This is a genomic window from Ruegeria sp. AM1 (assembly GCF_056540745.1).
The window spans coordinates 1-19,024 of the sequence record NZ_JBQFXH010000023.1 but is presented as its reverse complement, the minus strand read 5'-3'; the positions used below and the strand labels follow the sequence as shown (position 1 = coordinate 19,024).

The 19,024-nt window shown below is 52.7% G+C and carries 18 protein-coding genes and 1 tRNA gene; 9 read left to right on the top strand and 10 right to left on the bottom strand.

Annotated elements, in window-relative coordinates:
• Positions 1-322: 322 nt before the first annotated feature.
• Together ACR0I7_RS19735 and ACR0I7_RS19730 are read left to right on the top strand one after the other, a co-directional pair.
• Positions 323-829: a DUF6634 family protein gene (locus ACR0I7_RS19735; protein ID WP_480514041.1), complete on the top strand. Its 507-nt coding sequence runs from the start codon at positions 323-325 to the stop codon at positions 827-829.
• Between the two features lie 296 nt (positions 830-1,125).
• The gene (locus tag ACR0I7_RS19730; protein WP_480514039.1) at positions 1,126-2,397 is read left to right on the top strand and encodes a hypothetical protein; all 1,272 of its coding nucleotides are present in this window, start codon (positions 1,126-1,128) and stop codon (positions 2,395-2,397) included.
• A 33-nt stretch (positions 2,398-2,430) separates the two neighbouring features.
• Here ACR0I7_RS19730 and ACR0I7_RS19725 read toward each other — a convergent pair whose 3' ends face one another.
• The 6 genes from ACR0I7_RS19725 to ACR0I7_RS19700 all read right to left on the bottom strand — a co-directional run bounded on the left by ACR0I7_RS19725 (position 2,431) and on the right by ACR0I7_RS19700 (position 10,775).
• Positions 2,431-3,183: a ParA family protein gene (locus tag ACR0I7_RS19725; RefSeq protein WP_480514037.1), complete on the bottom strand. Its 753-nt coding sequence runs from the start codon at positions 3,181-3,183 to the stop codon at positions 2,431-2,433.
• A 198-nt stretch (positions 3,184-3,381) separates the two neighbouring features.
• Positions 3,382-6,519 carry a type I restriction endonuclease subunit R gene (locus ACR0I7_RS19720; RefSeq protein WP_480514035.1) on the bottom strand — a complete coding sequence of 1,046 codons (3,138 nt, stop codon included), beginning with the start codon at positions 6,517-6,519 and terminating at the stop codon, positions 3,382-3,384.
• Positions 6,512-7,264: an abortive infection family protein gene (locus ACR0I7_RS19715; RefSeq protein WP_480514033.1), complete on the bottom strand. Its 753-nt coding sequence runs from the start codon at positions 7,262-7,264 to the stop codon at positions 6,512-6,514. Before ACR0I7_RS19715 ends, ACR0I7_RS19720 begins: the two co-directional genes overlap by 8 nt.
• A complete protein-coding gene (locus ACR0I7_RS19710) occupies positions 7,261-8,568 on the bottom strand; it encodes a restriction endonuclease subunit S (protein WP_480514031.1) in 1,308 nt (435 codons plus the stop codon). Before ACR0I7_RS19710 ends, ACR0I7_RS19715 begins: the two co-directional genes overlap by 4 nt.
• Entirely contained in the window at positions 8,561-10,132 is a 1,572-nt protein-coding gene (locus ACR0I7_RS19705) for a type I restriction-modification system subunit M (protein ID WP_480514029.1), read from the bottom strand. Before ACR0I7_RS19705 ends, ACR0I7_RS19710 begins: the two co-directional genes overlap by 8 nt.
• 283 nt (positions 10,133-10,415) lie before the next feature.
• Positions 10,416-10,775, bottom strand: coding sequence for a helix-turn-helix domain-containing protein (locus ACR0I7_RS19700; protein WP_480514027.1), 360 nt, complete (start codon positions 10,773-10,775; stop codon positions 10,416-10,418).
• 20 nt (positions 10,776-10,795) lie between these two features.
• On the opposite strand from ACR0I7_RS19700, the gene ACR0I7_RS19695 reads away from it, so the two are divergent.
• From ACR0I7_RS19695 to ACR0I7_RS19685, 3 genes are all read left to right on the top strand, one after another.
• A complete protein-coding gene (locus tag ACR0I7_RS19695) occupies positions 10,796-11,158 on the top strand; it encodes a helix-turn-helix domain-containing protein (RefSeq protein WP_480514025.1) in 363 nt (120 codons plus the stop codon).
• A gap of 198 nt (positions 11,159-11,356) precedes the next feature.
• Entirely contained in the window at positions 11,357-12,466 is a 1,110-nt protein-coding gene (locus ACR0I7_RS19690; protein WP_480514023.1) for a tyrosine-type recombinase/integrase, read from the top strand.
• Positions 12,447-12,515, top strand: a tRNA-Arg gene (locus ACR0I7_RS19685). The genes ACR0I7_RS19690 and ACR0I7_RS19685 overlap by 20 nt, the downstream gene beginning before the upstream one ends.
• 8 nt (positions 12,516-12,523) lie before the next feature.
• Here ACR0I7_RS19685 and ACR0I7_RS19680 read toward each other — a convergent pair.
• Complete coding sequence (locus ACR0I7_RS19680) at positions 12,524-13,540, bottom strand: tyrosine-type recombinase/integrase (RefSeq protein ID WP_480514022.1); 1,017 nt, start codon at positions 13,538-13,540, stop codon at positions 12,524-12,526.
• Between the two features lie 337 nt (positions 13,541-13,877).
• Positions 13,878-14,132, bottom strand: coding sequence for a hypothetical protein (locus tag ACR0I7_RS19675; protein WP_480514020.1), 255 nt, complete (start codon positions 14,130-14,132; stop codon positions 13,878-13,880).
• 111 nt (positions 14,133-14,243) lie between these two features.
• Here ACR0I7_RS19675 and ACR0I7_RS19670 point away from each other — a divergent pair, with 111 nt between their 5' ends.
• The 4 genes from ACR0I7_RS19670 to ACR0I7_RS19655 all read left to right on the top strand — a co-directional run bounded on the left by ACR0I7_RS19670 (position 14,244) and on the right by ACR0I7_RS19655 (position 16,966).
• Positions 14,244-14,900 carry a helix-turn-helix domain-containing protein gene (locus ACR0I7_RS19670; protein ID WP_480514018.1) on the top strand — a complete coding sequence of 219 codons (657 nt, stop codon included), beginning with the start codon at positions 14,244-14,246 and terminating at the stop codon, positions 14,898-14,900.
• Between the two features lie 383 nt (positions 14,901-15,283).
• Entirely contained in the window at positions 15,284-16,030 is a 747-nt protein-coding gene (locus tag ACR0I7_RS19665) for a TIGR04255 family protein (protein ID WP_480514016.1), read from the top strand.
• Positions 16,023-16,325: a hypothetical protein gene (locus tag ACR0I7_RS19660; protein WP_480514014.1), complete on the top strand. Its 303-nt coding sequence runs from the start codon at positions 16,023-16,025 to the stop codon at positions 16,323-16,325. Before ACR0I7_RS19665 ends, ACR0I7_RS19660 begins: the two co-directional genes overlap by 8 nt.
• Positions 16,326-16,333: 8 nt before the next feature.
• Complete coding sequence (locus tag ACR0I7_RS19655) at positions 16,334-16,966, top strand: hypothetical protein (protein WP_480514012.1); 633 nt, start codon at positions 16,334-16,336, stop codon at positions 16,964-16,966.
• Between the two features lie 59 nt (positions 16,967-17,025).
• Here ACR0I7_RS19655 and ACR0I7_RS19650 read toward each other — a convergent pair whose 3' ends face one another.
• On the bottom strand, positions 17,026-18,111 hold the full coding sequence (locus ACR0I7_RS19650; protein ID WP_480514010.1) for a hypothetical protein: 1,086 nt from the start codon (positions 18,109-18,111) through the stop codon (positions 17,026-17,028).
• Positions 18,112-18,415: 304 nt separating this feature from the next.
• Positions 18,416-19,024, bottom strand: a 609-nt coding sequence (locus tag ACR0I7_RS19645) for a DUF6634 family protein (protein ID WP_480514008.1), incomplete at its 5' end; no start/stop codon positions are given.

The following is a 19,024-nucleotide window of genomic DNA, read 5'->3' as shown; positions in this document are numbered from 1 at the left end:
GGCGTCGATTGTCCTCATCCTTTGGTCCATCACAACCAGCTATGCGGCGCTGTTGGTCCTGGCGATGTTCGTGATTTCGGCTCTGCGCAAGCCGAAGAGCCAATGACCAGGCAGGGATACTGATCATGCCCAAAAAGCAGCGAACTCCGACAACCAGCCCGTTCCAGGTCAGGTGTCCTCATTGCGGAACCATCGCCAAGAGTTGGCATCACACGACAAAGTACATGCCCAAGGGCGAGACGCGTGGTGTTGCATGGTGCGAGTGTGGTCGCACTGGGGTCGACAGTGCGGGAGTGAAAGGCGTGGGCCGGGTGATCGAGGGATGAACAGCCAATTCGATCCCACTTTTGCGGACCTAGCGAATGCTCCTCGGTTAGAGCGATGGGCAATAATCCGAGATTCCAGATCCACACGTTTGCGCGGTGAAGTGACAGGGCACCCAGTCCTGGATGATCAACAGATCTTCACATCGCCCCTTCTTGTGCTCGATCGTTGCAAGCAATGGGCGCGAACGAAGTCGCGTTTTTATGTCTTGGGAGAACCCGCCTATAGACAACCAACAGAGCTGGAAATTGCCCGCCGACGCCGCCAACTAAAGGACCATCGCGAACGGCTCGTCGAGGAAAAGCCCGTTCAGTTCTACACGCTCTCTGATGCCCCAAATATTGCGCGCGCCGTTGCCCGTCACACATCCGCCACGAAACTGAGTGGGCGCGCTATCCTGGCCATCATGGAAACCGCGCATCCCATAGAGATGGCGGCGCTGGATGATGCCGAGAAGTGTTTGCTCAATCAACTTAAGGCGAAGCGGGATGGCATGCTTTTTTGACCAACAGGACTCCTGCACCACCGCCTGGCCAGCCCTCCGATATTTGAGGTCTCCGGGCTGTCCAGGCTCCCCGCAAAATCCACACCGACATCGCCCGCCACAAGGCAGGGGAGGAGTGGGTTTTGCGCCGTCCGCCAGGACGGCTCGCAAGGATCGAAGATCCGCGCAGGCTGGAAGCCGGAGTGCTGGGGTTGAGGGGATGTTGCCCCCACCCGCTGTTTTGGGATTCCGCAGGAGGGCCCCAAAACGGATAGCGGGTCTCCCTTTTTTACAAAGGGGAGATTTGGAGGATAACAATGGCCAAGGGTAAGAGCGGTTCATTCAGGGCCAAAAGCCTTGACCCAAGTGACATTTCCGCGATGGAAAATCATGAGCTTCGCAATGATATGTCCGGCCAAAAACGGAGTGTGCGAAAGGATGCTAACGGTGTTCCGATCCCCCCTCTGATTTACGATCCTTATGGAACCGGTTTCAAGATAGGTGGCCTCACGAGGGCGTACGCCAAACATTCCGAGGGCGCCGAGATGAACAAGCGGGCGAACAACATAGCTCGGCAAGGCATTGTGCAGTTCCCTACAGATCTCGAAATCACACCGGAAACCGAACAAATGATGTTGGATCAAGCCGTCGCATTCGTGAACAAAACGCACGGGGGCAATGCAGTTTTTCGTGCTCGACTAGATCGGGATGAGGCTGGTCGGCATGTTGTCGATGTCTTCTTTGCGCCGCGGTATGCGAAAACCACCAAGCGCGGAACAACAGATTGGATCAGCCTCACAAAGTTCGGCAAAAAATTGGCTGTTGAGCGTTTCGGACAAAAACCGAAAAAAAAGAGAAACAAAACCGGGGAGTTCGAAACAGTCACGGATGACGAAGGCAATCCCGTGATGGTTGATTGTGACAGCAAACACTACCAAGGCAAGGCGCTTCAGGATCTTTGGTACGAACACCTGCGCGACGAGGTGGGGCTGGAATGGGTGGTACGTGGAAAGGAGAAGCTCGGTCGAGATGCGGACAGGCTGGAAGTCGAGGAATATAAACTTCAGCAAGAGCGCGAGAAACTGGAACGGGATCGTGCCGCTCATGACGAGGATCTGCTGGAAGCCAAGCAACGGGCCCGAGAGACTTGGGAAGATGCAACTGATGCCTTGGATCAGCTGCATAGTGCGAAGGCTGAGGCAGACATTCTCCGGGAGCAAGCGCGCCAGGATGGCCTAAGAGATGCTGAGAGCACTATTCAGGCTGAAATCGACCAGCGATGGGCCAAGCATGAAGAGCATCGCTCAGAGGTTTTTGCCGAAGCCGAAGAGCGCGCATGGGAACGGGTCAAACGGCGAATTGACGAGATGGTCACCGAGAGAGCGTCCGAGAGACTCCAGAAGGCTGAGGAGACGGCAAAGGTAGTCTCAAAGCGCGAAAAGACCCTCAAACGCGCCCTCGATTTACTATGGGCCGTTTTGAAGAACCTCGTCGGTCAAGAATATCTGGCAGAGATCAAAACAGCCCATGAAGCTAAGCTTTCAGAACCTGCAAAGGAATTCAAACTTCGCGGACCGGAGGCCTCGTGATTTAGGCGAGCGCGTGGTGGCTGCGGAATTGGGTCAAGCAACTGCCCTTCTTCCAAAGGGCAATATGGATTGATCGCTGTCGACTTCTTCGAATCGATAGCCATCCAACGCCCACTCAACCTCAAAGGTCAGACTTTGCACAGCATTCCATGCCGCCTGTGCTGCGCGAAAGCGCGCGTAGCCAGGTTCGTCGGAGCGGCAAGCAAGCGCATCGGCGATTTGCATAATGCCACCATTCACCATTTGTTCGGATAGCGCCTCGGCCCAAGGCAGTTCAGATTTGAAAACAGGGTGACAGCCGAAGGCTTGGCGTGTCTTTGCGGCTTGAGGCAACCTGTTTTGACTGCCGATTACCAAACCATAAAGTTGCTCAGGACCGTCGAGAAACTTGCCAATACTATCCGTGATACGCCGGGCTTCGAACGGGCCTATGGCGGGCGCGATGATCAGATCAGCCATTTCCAACGCAACGAGTTGTGGTTCATAGATTCGTGCTGAGGTATCGACCAGCAACACGTCGATACCTTGCACTTGCGCTGCGGCTGCGCTGTCTTCAACTTCCTCAGGTGTCTCACATTCGATGAGATCCAATCGCTGTCGGCGCAGTTCGCATATCGTCATTTGCTGTTGCCAAGCACGAAGCGGTGAAGCTTCACATCCCACCAGATCGCTACAATCCATCACTGTAACCCGCCTGCCTAGGGCAAGGAAACCCGATGCCAGCGCCATCGCGGATACAGTACGGCCAGAACCGCCTTTGTTTGCAAAAAGGGTGATTGTTTTCACGTTAGAGATATCCTCACCTAATTGCTACTTAACGCCGAATTCCACTAGCATCATCCGCGCAGGATACTTGTAATCGGCTGCGAAACTAAAGATGTTTTTTCTCCAACCACTTACTGATGCAGCTGCAGAACTATCAAGTTCGAAACTAAAATGTCACGGAAGCAAGTAAACTGGGTCCGTGAATAACACGGCAAGGCGTCAGCTTATCTCTCGCAATAAGGCTTCAGCTTGCTCCAACACCGTCTTAACTGCTTCTTTCGACAAGTCAGGTGGATAACCGTATTTCTTGAGAATCCGCTTCACCAATATTCGCATCCGAGCACGCGCACTTTCTTTCTTGTGCCAATCGACTGTTGCGTTCTTGCGGACCTGCTCGAGCAGCTCGTGGGCGATAAGGCGTAGTTGTTCGTTACCCATCGCCTCTACGGCGTTCTCGTTTTGAGCTAAAGCGTCGTAAAACGCCAATTCTTCGTCTGACAGACCTTCGGATTCGCCCCGAACAGCCGAAGCCTTAATATCCTTTGCGAGGTCAATTAGGGTCTGAATCATCTCGACAGTAGAAATGGCGTTCGCATGATAGCGGGCAACAGCTTCTTCAAGACGCTGACTGAATGCGCGGCTTTCGACAACGTTTCTCTTGGCTTTGCTTTTAATCTCACCGTTCAAGAGTTTTTTCAGTGCCTCCAAGGCAAGGTTTTTGCGCTCCATGGACTGTATTTCGAGAAGAAACTCGTCCGACAGAATCGAGATGTCTGGCGTCTTGATGCCTGCTGCATGCAGAATATCCACGATTTCAGCGTCGGCGACCGCTTTGTTAACGAGTTGCTCAATTGCAAACTGCTTGCCGCGAGACGAGAGTTTTCCCTTTACGGTAGTTTTGCTCAGTGCAGCCCGAACGGCCTGAAGAAATCCGACCTCGTCCTTAACCTCTTTGGCCAGGTCGCTCGAAGACGCCAGAGCGTATGCCCGTGAAAGCTCAAGGGTCGCGTCCTGAAAACGCGAAAGCTCCTTTTTTTTGTCGGCTTCAGATGTTTGGCCGTGCGCAGCCGATGTTTGCTGTCCAATGACCCAATCAACCGCGTCGCCGAGTGCCTTCAGGCGGACCTGTGCAATACCATCAAGACCTGAACTATAATCATGGCCATTTAGCATGTAGCGGACAACGTCTAGTTTTTCTGCCAGCAGTGCCACGGCTTGTTCTTCATCGATCCCGGTGCGCTCGCGATCTGCTTCAGAGTATTGCGACAAAGCGTTCTTCAAGTTCTGGGCGATGCCAATATAATCGACGACGAGCCCGCCTGGTTTGTCGCGGAACACCCGGTTCACCCTCGCTATGGCCTGCATCAAACCGTGCCCCCGCATAGGCTTGTCTACATACATTGTATGCATACAAGGGGCATCGAAGCCCGTCAGCCACATGTCTCTGACGATAACCAGCTTCAAAGGGTCATCGGGGTCGCGCGCTCTCTTGCCTAGGTCGTCACGCCGCTTTTTGCTTCCGATATGAGGTTGCCATTCGAGCGGATCCGATGCTGAGCCCGTCATGACAATTTTGACCGCGCCGGTTGCATCGCTGTCAGAATGCCAGGCTGGGCGGAGCGCAATGATCTCCCTGTAAAGAGCCACACAGATACGGCGGCTCATACAAACTGCCATCGCTTTGCCACCAAGGGCGGAAGTTCTAGCTTCTAGGTGTCCGACGAGGTCGGCAGCGATCTGCTTCAACCGCTTTTCTGAGCCAACCAACGCTTCAACGGTACTCCATTTAGCCTTGGTTTTTTCCTGCTCGGACAACGTCTCGTCCTCGAGGATCGCTGCGATTTCTTTGTCGACCTTAGGCTTTTCGTCCTCGTCCAGTTCAATGCGGGCCAACCTGCTTTCGTAGTAGATCGGCACAGTCGCCTTGTCTTCGACCGCCCGTGTAATATCGTAGATGTCGACGTAGTCGCCAAACACCGCTGGTGTGTTCACGTCGGCCGTCTCAATCGGAGTGCCGGTAAAGCCGACAAATGAGGCGTTTGGAAGCGCTTGCCGCACATAATGGGCGTAGCCATATTTTCGTTCGCCGGTCTTGGGGTTGACCTTGGCATCTAACCCATACTGGCTTCGATGCGCCTCGTCAGCGATGACGATCACATTCCCACGGTCGGTCAGCGTCGGAAAACGCTCTTCACCTTTCTCCGGGGAAAACTTCTGCATGGTCGTGAAGATCACTCCGCCAGATTGCCGGGCCAGCAATTCGCGCAGCTCCTCCCTGGTCTCTGCGTGATCGGGGGTCTGCCGGATCAGATCCTTCGTCATTGAGAAGGTCTGGAAAAGTTGGTCATCCAGATCGTTGCGGTCGGTCAAAACGATCAAGGTAGGATTTTGCATCTCCCGGTTCCGCACCAACAGCCCCGCGAAGAATGCCATCAACAGTGATTTACCCGATCCTTGCGTGTGCCAGATTACACCGATGCGGCGGTCGCCATCTGGTTTTGATGCCTTGATTGCATTGGCCAACGCCTTCCGCGCGCCGAAGAATTGGTGATAGCCCGCGATAATCTTGAACGGACCCTCGCCCATGTCACCAAACACTGTAAAGTCACGCAAAAGCTCCAAAAATCGGCCCTTGTCGAACACGCCCTTGAGCAGCGTCGCCATTTCCTGCGGCCCCTCCGGCGTGAAATCATCTGCCGCGCCAGTCACAGAGCGCCACGGCATGAACCGCTCTTCATTGGCGGTAAGCGAGCCTATCCGGGCCAATAGACCGTCGGAACTTATAAGAACCGCGTTCGTTCGGAATAGGGATGGCACCTGCTGCTTGTAGGTCTGAAGCTGGGCGAAGGCATCGTCGATGCTCGTTGCTTCGCTGGCGGCATTCTTCAGCTCTATCACGGCCACGGGTAGGCCGTTGAGGAACACCACCACGTCAGGGCGACGTTTGTGCTTTCCCTCGATCACGGTGAACTGGTTCGTCACCAACCAGTCATTAGTCTGCGGGTTGTCAAAATCGACCAGCCAGACCTTGTCTCCCCGGATCGATCCATCATCCGCCTTGAATTCGATGTCTATGCCATTGACGAGGAGCGAATGAATGCGCCGGTTTTCCTCAATCAGGCTTTGTGAAGAAGACCCGGTTATCTGACGTAGCGCGTCGCGGCGCGCATCTTCTGGAATTTCGGGGTTCAGCCGCACCACGGCCTCTTGCAACCGTCCCTCCAACAGGACTTCACCGTAGGACGCGCGCTCGGGGTGTGTTCCATCGGGCGAGATCACATTCGCGCCCAGGTAGGGAAAGCCCTGTTCTTGGAGAATGGCCAGAGCCGCTTGTTCGACGGTGTCTTCGTTAATCATCAATGGCTTCCTCAGGTTGGGGAAGCGGGAGATCAGCCGTTCGTCGTTGCGCTTCTTTATAGGTTTGTCGCTCCACACCGAACAACAATTGAGAGACACTGACCTCGATGCGCCTTGTGTCGAACTCCTCCAACTCGATACCGACGATCAGCCTTCCATCTTCGATCCGAGCCCCAGCAAAACCGATATAAGCATCGATTTTTTCATTGAAGACGCCAAAGCGCTCATAGGGTTCAAAGGTTCGGACGGGGTCCGTCTGTTGATCCAAATAGGCGTCGTGGAGAAATCCAATCACGGTATCTGCCGCAATGATGGCCATCCGTCTGTGATGTTCACTCAGCCGATTGACAAAACCCAGCTTGCCATGACTCAGCGGACCCGCCTTCTTGCGAAAATTCCCAAGTTCGACAGTCAACGTGTTGTACTGCGAAATCACCTTGTTCAGAGGGTCTGTGCGCTCATCGACCAAGTCCAGCAAACGGATCGCAGCAGTCAGCCAGTGCCCAAGACTAGGATTTTCGCTCTTTATTGGGCTATCGGATCGTTCGCGGATGGGATTGATCGGATCGTCCAGTTCTTCGACCAAGGTTTTGCAAGCACACTCAACGATACTCTTGGCTGCATCGATGCAGCCATCGTTGCCCGCTCTGAATTCACGCTCCAGCGCTTCGTAAGTGTGTTGGAGCATTGCGGCATTGGTCCAGTGACGGCAAAATGCTGAGATGTTTGGGTAAAGGTCACTCAAACCAATTCCTCCACATCTTTCAGACGGATTTCCCCGGACATGAGTTTGGGAAGGAGGAGGTCTCGAGTGGCGGCTAGGGTTTGATTTTCTAAACTGTTTTGTATCATTGTAGCCAACAGCGGTCCGATGACCTCACCCATCAGCTCAAAGTCTTGTTTTTGGGGCAGAACACACATCGCCTCCGTCAAATGCGAACGCTTGATATGCCCCATTGTCACGGCCTTTGCTGCTGCTATCCGCTGGAATTCTGCCAAGTGATGCTCGACCCATCCTGAAACTACCCACATTGGATGCGTCTCAGATGTAACTTTGAAGAGGTGTTGATTAAGGGCGCCTTCGCCTTCGGTCCAATACTTGGCCATGAGACTACCAGACCAAGAAAAAATGTAGTCCCCGTCCTTGAGCACATATTTTTCAGGCACCTCTCGGGACGCGCGATTGGATTTCGCCGTCACCCCATTTCGCAGCTCTGCGATTTTGATTACAGGAAGGCTATCTTCGTTGGGCTTTGCTGGATATTTCTGTAATGCCAACCCGTTCAGAAAGTCTGCAATCTTGTCCAAAGGACGCTCCTCCCACCCTGTGGGCAGGCCGTTATCCCTGAAGCTGTCTGGGAAGAGTGCGGCAAGTTCGGTGGCTTTGGTGGGGTCAGGGGAAAGGCCGCCGAGGATGGCGGCGGGGCCTGTTTCACCTGCGGCCTTGCGGTGGGTGGGACCAAAATCAATGAACCAATCCCGAAACACCGCCCGCGCCATAGTTTCCAACGTCTCATTCATTCGACGGTTCAACTCGATTTTCTCGTCGAGAAGCATCAATGCGGCCAACGCTTCCTCGTCGGCCTTTTCTCCAAAAACTGGAACTGGAATGCGGGCCAAGTCCTTGAGGTTAAATGTTGCCTGAACAGTAGTGTTTGCATGTGCCTGTATGAATTGCTGGGCAGTCACGGTTTGCAGCGCATAGAACGCCCAGCGTGCTTTCAAAATGTCGTCGAAGGGTACTAGCCCAACAGCGCGCGCCAGATTCCAACCCTCAATTTCGTCAGGTGCAATTGCGACTTGGCCAATCGAGCCAACCAGAGAAATCAGAAGGTCGCCAGGCCTTGGTCTAGAACGCCGATACTTGCTTTCAATCTCTGGCGCGACGGCAAGACGGTCAGCTAAGTCGAGCGTGTTACCTCGAAAATTGTTAACCCGAACAATCGGAACGCCTTCGTCATGAAGCTTCCCCGGCTGTACAATCCCATAAGTGATTTTGCGCTTCTGGTCCGCAAACTCGGAGAGGGGCAGGTAGGCGGCTTCAACCATTGGCGATCTCTAAACCAAGAACGGAAGCCAATCGGGACTGCAATCCAGATGCCTCTGTGATCTGCTCGGACAGTTGCGACCTCAACGTAGAAAGCTTTTCCTCAAACGGGACAGTGTCGGCGTCATCATCCGCAGCACCCACATAACGACCGGGCGTCAGGACGTAGTCATGTTTGCGGATCGTTTCCAGATCGGCACTGGCACAAAAACCGGGCTCATCCTGGTATGCTGTATCTGGTGCTTTGTGCCGCCAGCGGTGGTAGGTGTCTGCGATCTTCTCGATTTCGGATTCGTCAAAGTCGCGTCGCACACGGTCGACCATTTGACCCATATTGCGAGCATCAATGAACAGTACTTCGCCCCGCCGGTCGCGGTGGCCATTGGCGGATTTGTCATTGGCAAGAATCCATAGACAGGCGGGAATTTGCGTGGAGTAGAATAGCTGACCCGGCAAAGCGACCATGCAGTCGACCACATCGCCACCGATTTGCTTTCCCTCATCATCAAACATTGGCTCGATCATCGCCTTTCGGATATCACCCTCCCCCGATTGCTGGGACGACATGGAACCGTTGGCGAGTACGACACCTGCTGTACCGCGAGGGGCAAGATGATGCAGAATATGTTGTAACCAAGCGTAGTTAGCATTTCCCTTGGGAGGCGTACCGTACTTCCAGCGGGCATCCTTGGTCAGCTTGTCACCACCCCAGTCCGAGATGTTGAAGGGCGGGTTGGCAAGGACGAAATCGGAACGAAGATCGGGCAACTCATCACGGATAAAGGAGCCTTCGTTGTTCCATTTAATTTCTGCGTCGATGCCTTGCACTGCAAGGTTCATCATGCACAGCCGCCAAGTCGTATGGTTTATCTCTTGACCATACACGGCGATGTCGTCTCGTCTGCCTCCGTGATCTTCGACAAATGTTTCAGACTGAATGAACATGCCACCCGACCCGCAGCACGGATCATACACGCGACCAATCATTGGCGAGAGCATACTTACCAATGTCTTAACTACTGATTTTGGCGTGAAAAATTCTCCGCCGCGCTTCCCTTCGGAAGAGGCAAAGCCAGCAAGGAAGTACTCGTATACACGGCCAAGAATATCCCGCGCATCATCTGCATGCTTCCTCATATCGATGCCGGAGAATAGGTCGATCAGGTCCCCAAGCATTTCTTTGTTGAGAGTTGGGCGGGCATAGTTTTTGGGCAGAACGCCCTTCAGCTTTTCGTTGGAGGGTTCGCGCTCGATTGCCTCCATCGCATCGTCGATGATCTTGCCGATGTTGGGATCTCGTGCCATGTCTTTCAGGTGCGACCAGCGCGCCTCTTGCGGGACCCAGAAAATGTTTTCGGCAAGGTATTCCTCGGGATCTTCAGGGTCAGCGTATTCATCTTTTGCCAGCTTGGCATGATAACCTTCGAATGCCTCGGAGATATATTTTAAGAACACTAGGCCAAGCACAACGTGCTTGTATTCAGATGGTTCGAGGTTCCCGCGAAGCCTGTCAGCCGCTTTGAACAGATCAGCTTCGAACCCAAGTTCTGATGGTTGAGCGCTCATCGGGTAACCTCTAGCGAGGGGTGCGCGTTGAATGACATGCAGAGGGCGGCTGTCCAGGCGACAACGATTGCCGTAGCGGTTACACTGGCAAAGACAACTGCTCCCGAGTGTGACTCGGTAAGTAGGTGTTGAATCCCAAAGCCAATCCATCCCAGGCCAGCCGTGAAACAGGCAACCATCGCCAGTATAAAACAGCGTCTACGTGCGAGACTAAGCCGAGAAGCATTGGTTTTTGCGTGTGCCTGTGCAACGACCCTACGGGCCTGATCGATGAACGGATTTGTCATTTTTGATCTTTCCTCAAAGTTCTGAAGTATGCCTCCAACCTGGAGGGATTCAGGCCGCCCTCTCGGAGGATTTCGTCAAATACGTATTGGACCACGTCGGACTCATAGTCGGGGCTCGGTGTTTCATTCTCGGCGATGAAGTGCTCGCGGACGGCTATTACGGCAGCTTTCACGGCATCTCGGACCTCAAGGCCAGAACTCGCGCCGTCTCCAGTTAATAGCCATGCGATATTTACTTCGTATTTCTCGGAAATGCTCAGCGCTACGGCCAAAGGCAGATCCCGAATGCCTAGCTCGTAGTTTTTGTAGGCGCGGTCTGACAGCCCAAATTCTGCACCGAATGCAGCCTGGGACATACCTGTTGCTTTCCTAATCGATGATAATCGCTCTTGAAGACTGCTCATCGTTACCCTATGGTATCATTTGTTACCAGAATCAGCGACTGAGAGTCGATCTTGCCGCATTTTTCCCAACTGTAGCGATTCGTTCCCAGTTCGCCAAGTTAATGGAGGCTGTATTGGAAGGTTTCTTTACACCACGAGAATTGGCAAGCGCCTCAGGATGGCCGGAGAAGACAATTCGAAGCCTGATATCCACTAATGAACTGCGCCACATCAAGTTGAACCGGCGTTTCTTTGTGCCTGATGGCGCGTTGGAAGAGTTCATTGAGCGCAAAATGGTTGTGCCAAAACCGAAGGGTGATGCCAATTCGGAGGCCCAGAATGACACCCAAACCTGATGAAAGGCTTGGCTCCGAAGTATTGGACACTGGGCTGACGCCTTCCCAATGGGTCGAGCTCCTCGCTGGCCGTGGAATTTCCATAAAGGAACGTACGTTGCGCCAACGTGCCAATCGGCTCGGGGCGTGCTGCCGACTAGGCAACGCGATGATTATTACCGCCAACCAAATGGACATTATTCTGAAAGAGGGCCAAAAATGCCGCTCGAACCGTACAAACGCGGCCATATCTACTACGCCAAAGGTAGAGTTGAATTCAATGGTACGCCAATCACAGACTACTATCGGAAAAGCACTGGCTCACTTACAGAAGCGGGCGCAAATGACTGGATAGCTAACGAAACGGCTAGGCAACGTCGTGCCTATATTGTCGGCCCAGAGGCGGCACTAACATTTGCCGAGGCGACAATGCTCTACCCTGCGACGCCAAAAACAGCACAAAAGCTGATACCAATTGTCGAAGAGTTGGGGAATATGCCCGTTGAGTCGATTACGGAAGAGGTACTGAAGGACCTGGGTAGAGTGCTAAAGCCAGAGGCTTCAACTGATACCTGGTGGCGGGATATCGTTACTCCAGCGCGCGCGGTCATCAATAAGCTTCACCGCACAAACCGAAAATTTTCAGCCATTTCAGTTAGCAGCTACTCTGGCGAAGAATTGAATGCTCAAGATGAGCGGCGAGGTAAATTGAGCCGTGTGGAACGGGAACCCTCTGACAGAGATTGGATTGAGCGATTTTGCCAGGTAGCTGACGTCCACAATGCAGCACTCGCTCGTTTCATGTTTGAGACCGGTGCTCGTATTGGACAGGCAGTAGCGGTCACCGACGTTAACGTTGATTCCGCGAAGTGCCAAGTACAGTTAAAGGCGCAAAAAGGCCATAAGCAGACTTGGGTAGTCGTATCTCCCGAAATGATGGACGAGATACTGGCATTACCCCCTAAAAGAAATCGCAGTTCGAAGACAGGTAAGCTGCTGGAGGCACGCGTTTTTGGTTATAACAGCTCCACCGGCTACAACGGGACGTGGAAGCGCATTTGTGCCAAAGCTAACATTCCTTATCTTTCCGCCCATGAGGCGGGGCGTCACGGCTTCTTCACTGAGCTAACGGTAAATATGGGTGTAAACCCTGTTGACGCAGCGAAAGCGGGACGTTGGAAAGATCCCAGCGTTCCCATGCGTATTTATGCCCATTCGAAGGCAGATGAAGCCGCAATAAGGAGGCTATTTCGTACAAATCCAGTACAGCCTTCGAGCAACACCACTCCTAACGCACTAAAAGAAAAAGGAAATTCTGATGATGAATAACTCCCTCCTAAGGGGCAGGTTGCAGGTTCGAATCCTGCCGGGGTCGCCAACACCTCTCTAAGCATTTGATTCTCCTGATTTTTTATTCTGAGTTGGATCGTGGGTCGCGGAAGTTGGACCTTTTTGTTCTTGCTCTGTGCTGCTGAGTACCATCCTCTTGTTGAAATTGCGAATGTATCGTTCGATCTCTGATAGGCTTTCATGACCTGTCCAAGCGCCTATTTGAGCGGTGGTCCCCCCTGCTTCCACAAGAGCTCGAGCTCGACTTTTTCGTAGCCCATGCGCTGATCTTCCGTTAACGCCCGCAGCTCTTGCTTTTGCCGCCAGCCACTGACCTGCAGCCTTTACGCTTCGAGATTTTCCGTGAGCCGTGGTGATCCACGTGACATGCTTGTCTTTCCGCGCGTCCAGGGCCGAATGAAGAAATGCAAGTTCTGGCTCCATACCGTAAGCAAACTCCGGCAGGGCACGAGCAAACGGAATTGCTACTTCACCTCCTGTTTTCTGCTGACGAAAAACGAGCCACCCATCCCGATCTACGTTACCATGGCCGAGTCGAACTGCATCAGAGATGCGTGCGCCAGTCCAGAAAAGGATTTCAAGAGCAAGACGTTCAGGAGTTTCGATAGGCCAATGTTTACGAAACGCCTCAATTTCTTCTTTTGACCAGGGAATGTGACCATCGGATTGAGCCACTGGAGCTTTCTTTACGCCTTTTGCCGGGTCTTCAATGTTGTACTTTTGGGCCAGCCACTTTCCGAGACCACGCCAGGTTTTGAGATGGTTGTTCCATGCATGCCCGGAGAATCTGTTGAGGTCTGCTTCAACATGCTTTTGTTGAAGGTCCGACACCCGCGCGTGTCCGTATCGCTCTCGGATGTCATCCAGCATACGTCGCCTTACAACACGAGTTCCCTCAGCCAACCCAATCAAAAAGGCATCTGATTTTAGATATCCCTGGATACCGAAGTCCAAGCTGCCGCTTTTGGCTGGCAGCCTAATTGGCTCATTGCTGCCTGCAGCAATGGCGTAGGCAGCAAAAAAGCTTGGGTGGTCTGGTGGAAGATCAGGCATAGCGATGCCCTTCCGACCCTTGGGTCGAAAGTAATAACGAACATTGCCACTGGGAAATCGCCCAGAAGAGTTCAAATATTTCATCTTCGTTAGCAACCGAACGCCTCATCGCAGCTGTTTCCAGGTTCCCATTCAGACGTATCTACTCTTGGCAGCTCTGCTAAGGCCTGATCGAGCTCCCAGCGAAGCCACAAAGCTACTCCGTCTGCATTTCTTCCGGGGGGGTACTTGCCGTTCTTAACAAGCTTATCAAAATGACCCGCTGAATGACCGCAGTAGCGCGCAGCATCGGCACGACGCAGCGCGCCACCCCAATCCATATTCGCGCGCACATGTTTCATTGATTGGTCCTACGGTTGTTCGTTGCTTCCGACTTTAGTGGAAGCTCCGCTTGAACAGTTTTTGCTTTTCCTGGTTCAATCAGCGCCTCGATATGCGATGGCAAAAGAAGCATGAGATGCCCAAGTTGGTGATAATTCCCAGTTTCGCGCGCTCTAGCGCGAATGAGCCTCGGCGACACATGAACCCCATGTCCTGCAAGAGTCTGACTCCACTCTTCGGGTGTTTGGCCATGCGTCAGCAGTTCGGGCACTGTTTTTCTCCGTTCCTTGTAACTTTTTACATTAATGCGCAATTTTGCTTTACAAACAAGTGGGTGCCGATATTATTTATAGAACCGGAACTATAGGACTGATTTTTTAAAATGAGCTTCAAGTTACAAGGATTTAACGGCACTCCGGAGGAGGAGCATGCTGCCGAAGAGGCGGCGATGCAGGCGATGATTAACGACCAAACGCTTGCCCAGGCGCTCAGTGTGAAGGTGCATGAGAACCTTGAGGCTTTCCGTAGGAAGCGCAAGTTCAAGAAGGCGGAAATGGCTGAGATGATGGGTGTATCCGCTCGCAGCTACTACATGTATGAGACTGGCAAACGGGCAATTCCATCAAGCGCCCTAGTTCAGCTGGAAGCGTTTACGGGCGCTGACCTGAATGAGGTTCTTCTAGGTGGTTCCAAAGCTCCAAAGCTTGATGAGATCAAGTTTGTTGTGGATGAAGCTATCAAAGCGCTTTGTTTTCTTGGCCATAACTATGAAAATATGCCTATGAAAACAAAGCGGGAAGTCATCGACAAAATGTTCGCTTGGCAACCTGATGGTGTAAAAGCCAGATCTGCTAACATCGTAGATGCTGTAAAGTCGGTGACCCGTTACAAGTATCACCCCGAAGATCTACCAGCACCGCCATTCTGGGAAGATTATGGCGAGGATCAGGAAGCCTATGAACGTGACATGGCTGAGTGGGACAAGATAGTCGCCGAAGACTTTCCCAACGACGAAAAGAAAAGAGAGAGTGGCAATTGAAAGTGGCGGTGGACAAGGCAAACGTGCGGTCGTAACAAGCGCTGCGTCTGCCTGTCGTTTGGCGGCGTCGATGACCTCGGAATGTCGATGTTACATGAGCTATTATCGTTGCATCGTTTTGTGATTACGTGGAAAAAGTGCAGCGAGTGAGCATACCCAGTGCTGGTTCGGCCAGGGTTCGCCCTATCCAAGCGACGATATACGTTGCTTAATCTTTCACAAGAATCATTGGCCTTAGGGCGTTGTCGTGCTAGCGCACGCTGTATTAGGCATTTGCAACACTGTCCTGCTATTGACTCTTGAGACGTTTTCGAGTCCGTCGCCCTTGTTGCCGATTCGCACAAGGGTTACATTGTGATTCGTAGGGAGGTTGTGGGCCGCACATGACAGTATTGCCGAAAATTCTAGAGCAAGAACCGCTTGTAGATGCATTGTTCGAAGTGCGTTTGGATGGTTCGGTGCCTCATGCGGACATTCTTCCGGGTATTTTGTTCCATCAACTCGACCCAAAACCAACGATTAAGCGGCTTCCTGCTGCTGAGTTTCCTCAGCCTGTCCGCGCCAATGACCCGAACTTACGATACGCCCCGATTCAGCGACTAGAATGGGGAAATTATGTGATCGCTGTCGGCGACCAAAACATTGTCATTAGCTGTAAACTTCCTTACCCTAAGTGGCCTAATTTCAGATCAAAAATCCTCGAGATCACCTCAATGATCGCTGACGCTGGCGTCGTTGGAAAGGTAGAAAGATTTTCGGTAAAATATGTGAACCTGATTAGGGGTAATTCTCTCGCCGAGCAAATCGCAAAAATTGATTTGGCGATCAGAATTGGCTCACTTGAAGTCCAAGACGACCACATCAACATGCAGGTTCATCATGTTGAAGGTGACACAACACATATTTTGACAGTTATCACCGACGCTCACGGCAAAATGCCAGATGGAAGTGAAGCACAAGGGGTTGTTGTAGATATAGATTCAATTCGGAATATTCAGCCCGTTGGTTTCATTGATTTTGCGGCAGGCTTGAAACCCGAACTTGAGACGTTGAGGCAGTCAAACAAGATCAGATTCTTTGACTGCCTCAAGCAAGAGACGATTGATGAAATGGGGCCAATTTATGAATGAGCTAGTTCAAACCAAAACAGGAACCGCAACTGCGGCCATCGTCGGCTTGAACGCCGCATTGGCCATTGGTCATGCCGTTTGGCCTGCCGACGAGCCCGTTTATGTAACCACTCAGAATGTACCGTCATTCAGTTTCTTCGAAAAAACGATTACTTTTTCTAAGCTAGAAAACACACACGAGTTTGCGAAAGACATCGCGTCTGTGTTTGCATCCCTGTCCGAGGGGCAGGAGCCTCTAGGATCTGAGTTTGAGGCCGTTTGGGATGCCAACCTGACTGAGCTCTATGAGTCCTGATTGCACATATGAATTTCGACGCTGAAAGTCTTCAACAGCAGATACCATACTACCTTACAGCCGAAGATCGGAAGATACTGGTCGACGAACTGAAAGCAATTTCTCAGGGCGGTGCTGCCGATTATTTTCTCAGCCCCTACCATGACTCGTTCAAAGAAGACACGCTACAAGGCGATGGTTGGCGCGGATTTCAGTTGTTCATGTTCGACTCCGGTGAGCGGCGTTCGGTGCGCGGCTTGGTGCTATCCAATTCCTGTGACGTTGATCCCGAGAACCCACGCGATGTGCCCGCGCGTTTGATTTTTGCGCCCTTGGTCAAACTGTCGATCTACGAAAACCTCCTTCGAGCCAGTGGGATTGAATCGAACCGAGTTGATGAGAAAGTCGCCATGATCAAGGCGCAGAAGACAACCAACATGTTCTTCCTTCCAGCAGGTGGCCCTTTGGACGAAGATTACGTCGCACGGCTCGATGATGCGCACTCAATGCCGGTTGCAGCACATACGACTGCGGAGGATAGGGAAAAACTGTTCACGCTCAGCAACACTGGTTTTTACATGCTTGTGTTGAAGCTCTCGGTTCATTTCTGCCGACTGCATGAGAAAGTGAATCGGAAGCCGAATCCTACCGCTATCGCTTGATTCAGAACTGTTCCGTTACGGCAGATCGTGTGCGTCGCAAAACTGTTGCAGAAACTGCATCATGGGCCATCAGGTCCGCGAAGTTTGAACTCCTTTGCGGGTTCTGAAAGCTTGGCTTTATGAGCTGTTTTTATCGCCGCTAGATCTTCTCGACCGATGAGGCTCTTCAAAACGGCCCATAACATTTCGAGGGTGCGTTTGAGGGTCTTTTCGCGCTTTGCGGCTACCTTTGCCGTCTCCTCGGCCTTCTGGAGCCTCTCGGAAGCTCTCTCGGTGACCATCTCGTCAATGCGCCGTTTGACCCGTTCCCAAGCGCGCTCCTCCGCCTCTATGAAAGCCTCTGAGCGATGTTCTTCATGCAGCGCCCACCTCTGGTCAATTTCGGCCTGTATGATGGTCTCAGCGTCTTTGACAGCTTCCTGACGTGCTTGTTCTGCCAGATCTTTATAAAGATCTGGTGGCACATGTTCACGGCCAGTCTCTTTTTTGGGTTTGCCGCGCTTCAGTCGATTGTCGAGGTTGTTCTGAGCCCACTTCGCCCAATCTGTTTGCTGTGCAGCCCAACCGCTCGAGACCTCGTACTTCTCAGCCAACTCATTGTTGGCCTTTCTAACCGAGATCGAAGGCTTGCTAGATCCGCTTTTGTGGTATTCTGTCCTGATGGGACTGGCGAGGATATCAACGTTTCCGCTTCCAGCCTCATCGGTGTCATAGCGCACAGCCCAAACGGCTCCCTCACCCATCCAGCTTTCAGCCCATAGCTTGGCTTCCGCAATGAGTTGCTGAACGCGTACATTAGCTAGGTCCCGGGGATCTCCAGTCTCTTCGAGCCACTCTGGTGACACGCAGACAAGCGCGTGAACTCCTAGCGCCGCATTCTTTCGCTCGCTCTTCACGCCCATCTGCGTTTTGTGCTCGCGGTAGGCCTTGGCGTAGTCAGCGCCGCCGCCCTCGAGGCCATCACCCATCTTGGACCAGAAATAGTTGGCTGTGTGGCTGCGGCCCTCTACCTGTCGGGCTTGAGAAGTTCTATCAGTTCGCTTGGCATGGCTTTCAGCAGAGACGATATCTGAAAAACTGCCCAGATTGTTATTGTTACTTTCTCGCTTCAAGTTCCGAACGAATGCGTACAGGGGATCAGACATTGATTTGTTAAGCCTTGACTGAGTCAATCGTTAGCACACGTACGGTTGGGCGAAATTCCTGTCGGATTTTCGCCTCGCTCCGCTCAACCAGTGTGCCCTCCGGGGGCCTCCGATCTTGCAACTTTCAGCCGCGATCTGCGCGGATCTACGATCCTTGCGAGCCGTCCTGACGGACGGCGCAAAACCCACTCCTCCCCTGCCTTGTGGCGGGCGATGTCGGTGCGGATTTTGCAGGGAGCCTGGGCAGCCCGGAGACCTCAAATATCGGAGGGCTGGCCAGGCGGTGGTGCAGGATTCCTGTTGGTCAGAAAAGCATGCCATACTGCTTCGCCTTAAGTTGGTTTAGCAAACATTTCTCAGCATCGTCCAGCGCCGCCATCTCTATGGGATGTGCGGTTTCCATGACGGCAAGAATAGCGCGCCCATCCAGTCTCGTTGCAGTCGTACGACGGGCGACGACGCGGGCAATGTTTGGAAAGTCTGAGAGCACGTAGAGCTGATGCATTATCTCCCGGCGGGACTGACTGCGTTGTCTTTGCAACTGGCGACGTCGGCGAGCAACTTCCAGCTCCATTGGTTGTCTGTAGGCAGGTTCTCCCAAGACATAAAAACGCGACGTCGTTCGTGCCCATTGTTTGCAACGATCGAGCACAAGAAGGGGCGACGTGAAGATCCGTTGATCATCCAGGACTGGGTGCCCTGTCACGTCACCGCGCAAGCGTGTGGCTCTGTTATCCCGGACTTGTGCCCATCGTTCTAACCGGGGAGCAATCGCCAACTCCGAAGAAGTGGGGCTGAAATTGCTGTTCATCGGCTTGTCGGCTTGCGTAGAGCCGAAATCACGAACATCGCCAGGACCAACAGCGCCGCATAGCTGGTTGTGATGGACCAAAGGATGAGGACAATCGACGCT

What these genes read in the sequence shown, in the direction of transcription:
- ACR0I7_RS19655 (WP_480514012.1), top strand. Translation starts at nt 16,334, where the DNA reads ATGAATTTCGACGCTGAAAGTCTTCAACAGCAGATACCATACTACCTT.
- ACR0I7_RS19700 (WP_480514027.1), bottom strand. Translation starts at nt 10,775, where the DNA reads ATGTCCCAGGCTGCATTCGGTGCAGAATTTGGGCTGTCAGACCGCGCC.
- ACR0I7_RS19735 (WP_480514041.1), top strand. Translation starts at nt 323, where the DNA reads ATGAACAGCCAATTCGATCCCACTTTTGCGGACCTAGCGAATGCTCCT.
- ACR0I7_RS19695 (WP_480514025.1), top strand. Translation starts at nt 10,796, where the DNA reads ATGATAATCGCTCTTGAAGACTGCTCATCGTTACCCTATGGTATCATT.
- ACR0I7_RS19665 (WP_480514016.1), top strand. Translation starts at nt 15,284, where the DNA reads ATGACAGTATTGCCGAAAATTCTAGAGCAAGAACCGCTTGTAGATGCA.
- ACR0I7_RS19690 (WP_480514023.1), top strand. Translation starts at nt 11,357, where the DNA reads ATGCCGCTCGAACCGTACAAACGCGGCCATATCTACTACGCCAAAGGT.
- ACR0I7_RS19720 (WP_480514035.1), bottom strand. Translation starts at nt 6,519, where the DNA reads ATGATTAACGAAGACACCGTCGAACAAGCGGCTCTGGCCATTCTCCAA.
- ACR0I7_RS19670 (WP_480514018.1), top strand. Translation starts at nt 14,244, where the DNA reads ATGAGCTTCAAGTTACAAGGATTTAACGGCACTCCGGAGGAGGAGCAT.
- ACR0I7_RS19705 (WP_480514029.1), bottom strand. Translation starts at nt 10,132, where the DNA reads ATGAGCGCTCAACCATCAGAACTTGGGTTCGAAGCTGATCTGTTCAAA.
- ACR0I7_RS19710 (WP_480514031.1), bottom strand. Translation starts at nt 8,568, where the DNA reads ATGGTTGAAGCCGCCTACCTGCCCCTCTCCGAGTTTGCGGACCAGAAG.
- ACR0I7_RS19730 (WP_480514039.1), top strand. Translation starts at nt 1,126, where the DNA reads ATGGCCAAGGGTAAGAGCGGTTCATTCAGGGCCAAAAGCCTTGACCCA.
- ACR0I7_RS19650 (WP_480514010.1), bottom strand. Translation starts at nt 18,111, where the DNA reads ATGTCTGATCCCCTGTACGCATTCGTTCGGAACTTGAAGCGAGAAAGT.
- ACR0I7_RS19680 (WP_480514022.1), bottom strand. Translation starts at nt 13,540, where the DNA reads ATGCCTGATCTTCCACCAGACCACCCAAGCTTTTTTGCTGCCTACGCC.
- ACR0I7_RS19660 (WP_480514014.1), top strand. Translation starts at nt 16,023, where the DNA reads ATGAATGAGCTAGTTCAAACCAAAACAGGAACCGCAACTGCGGCCATC.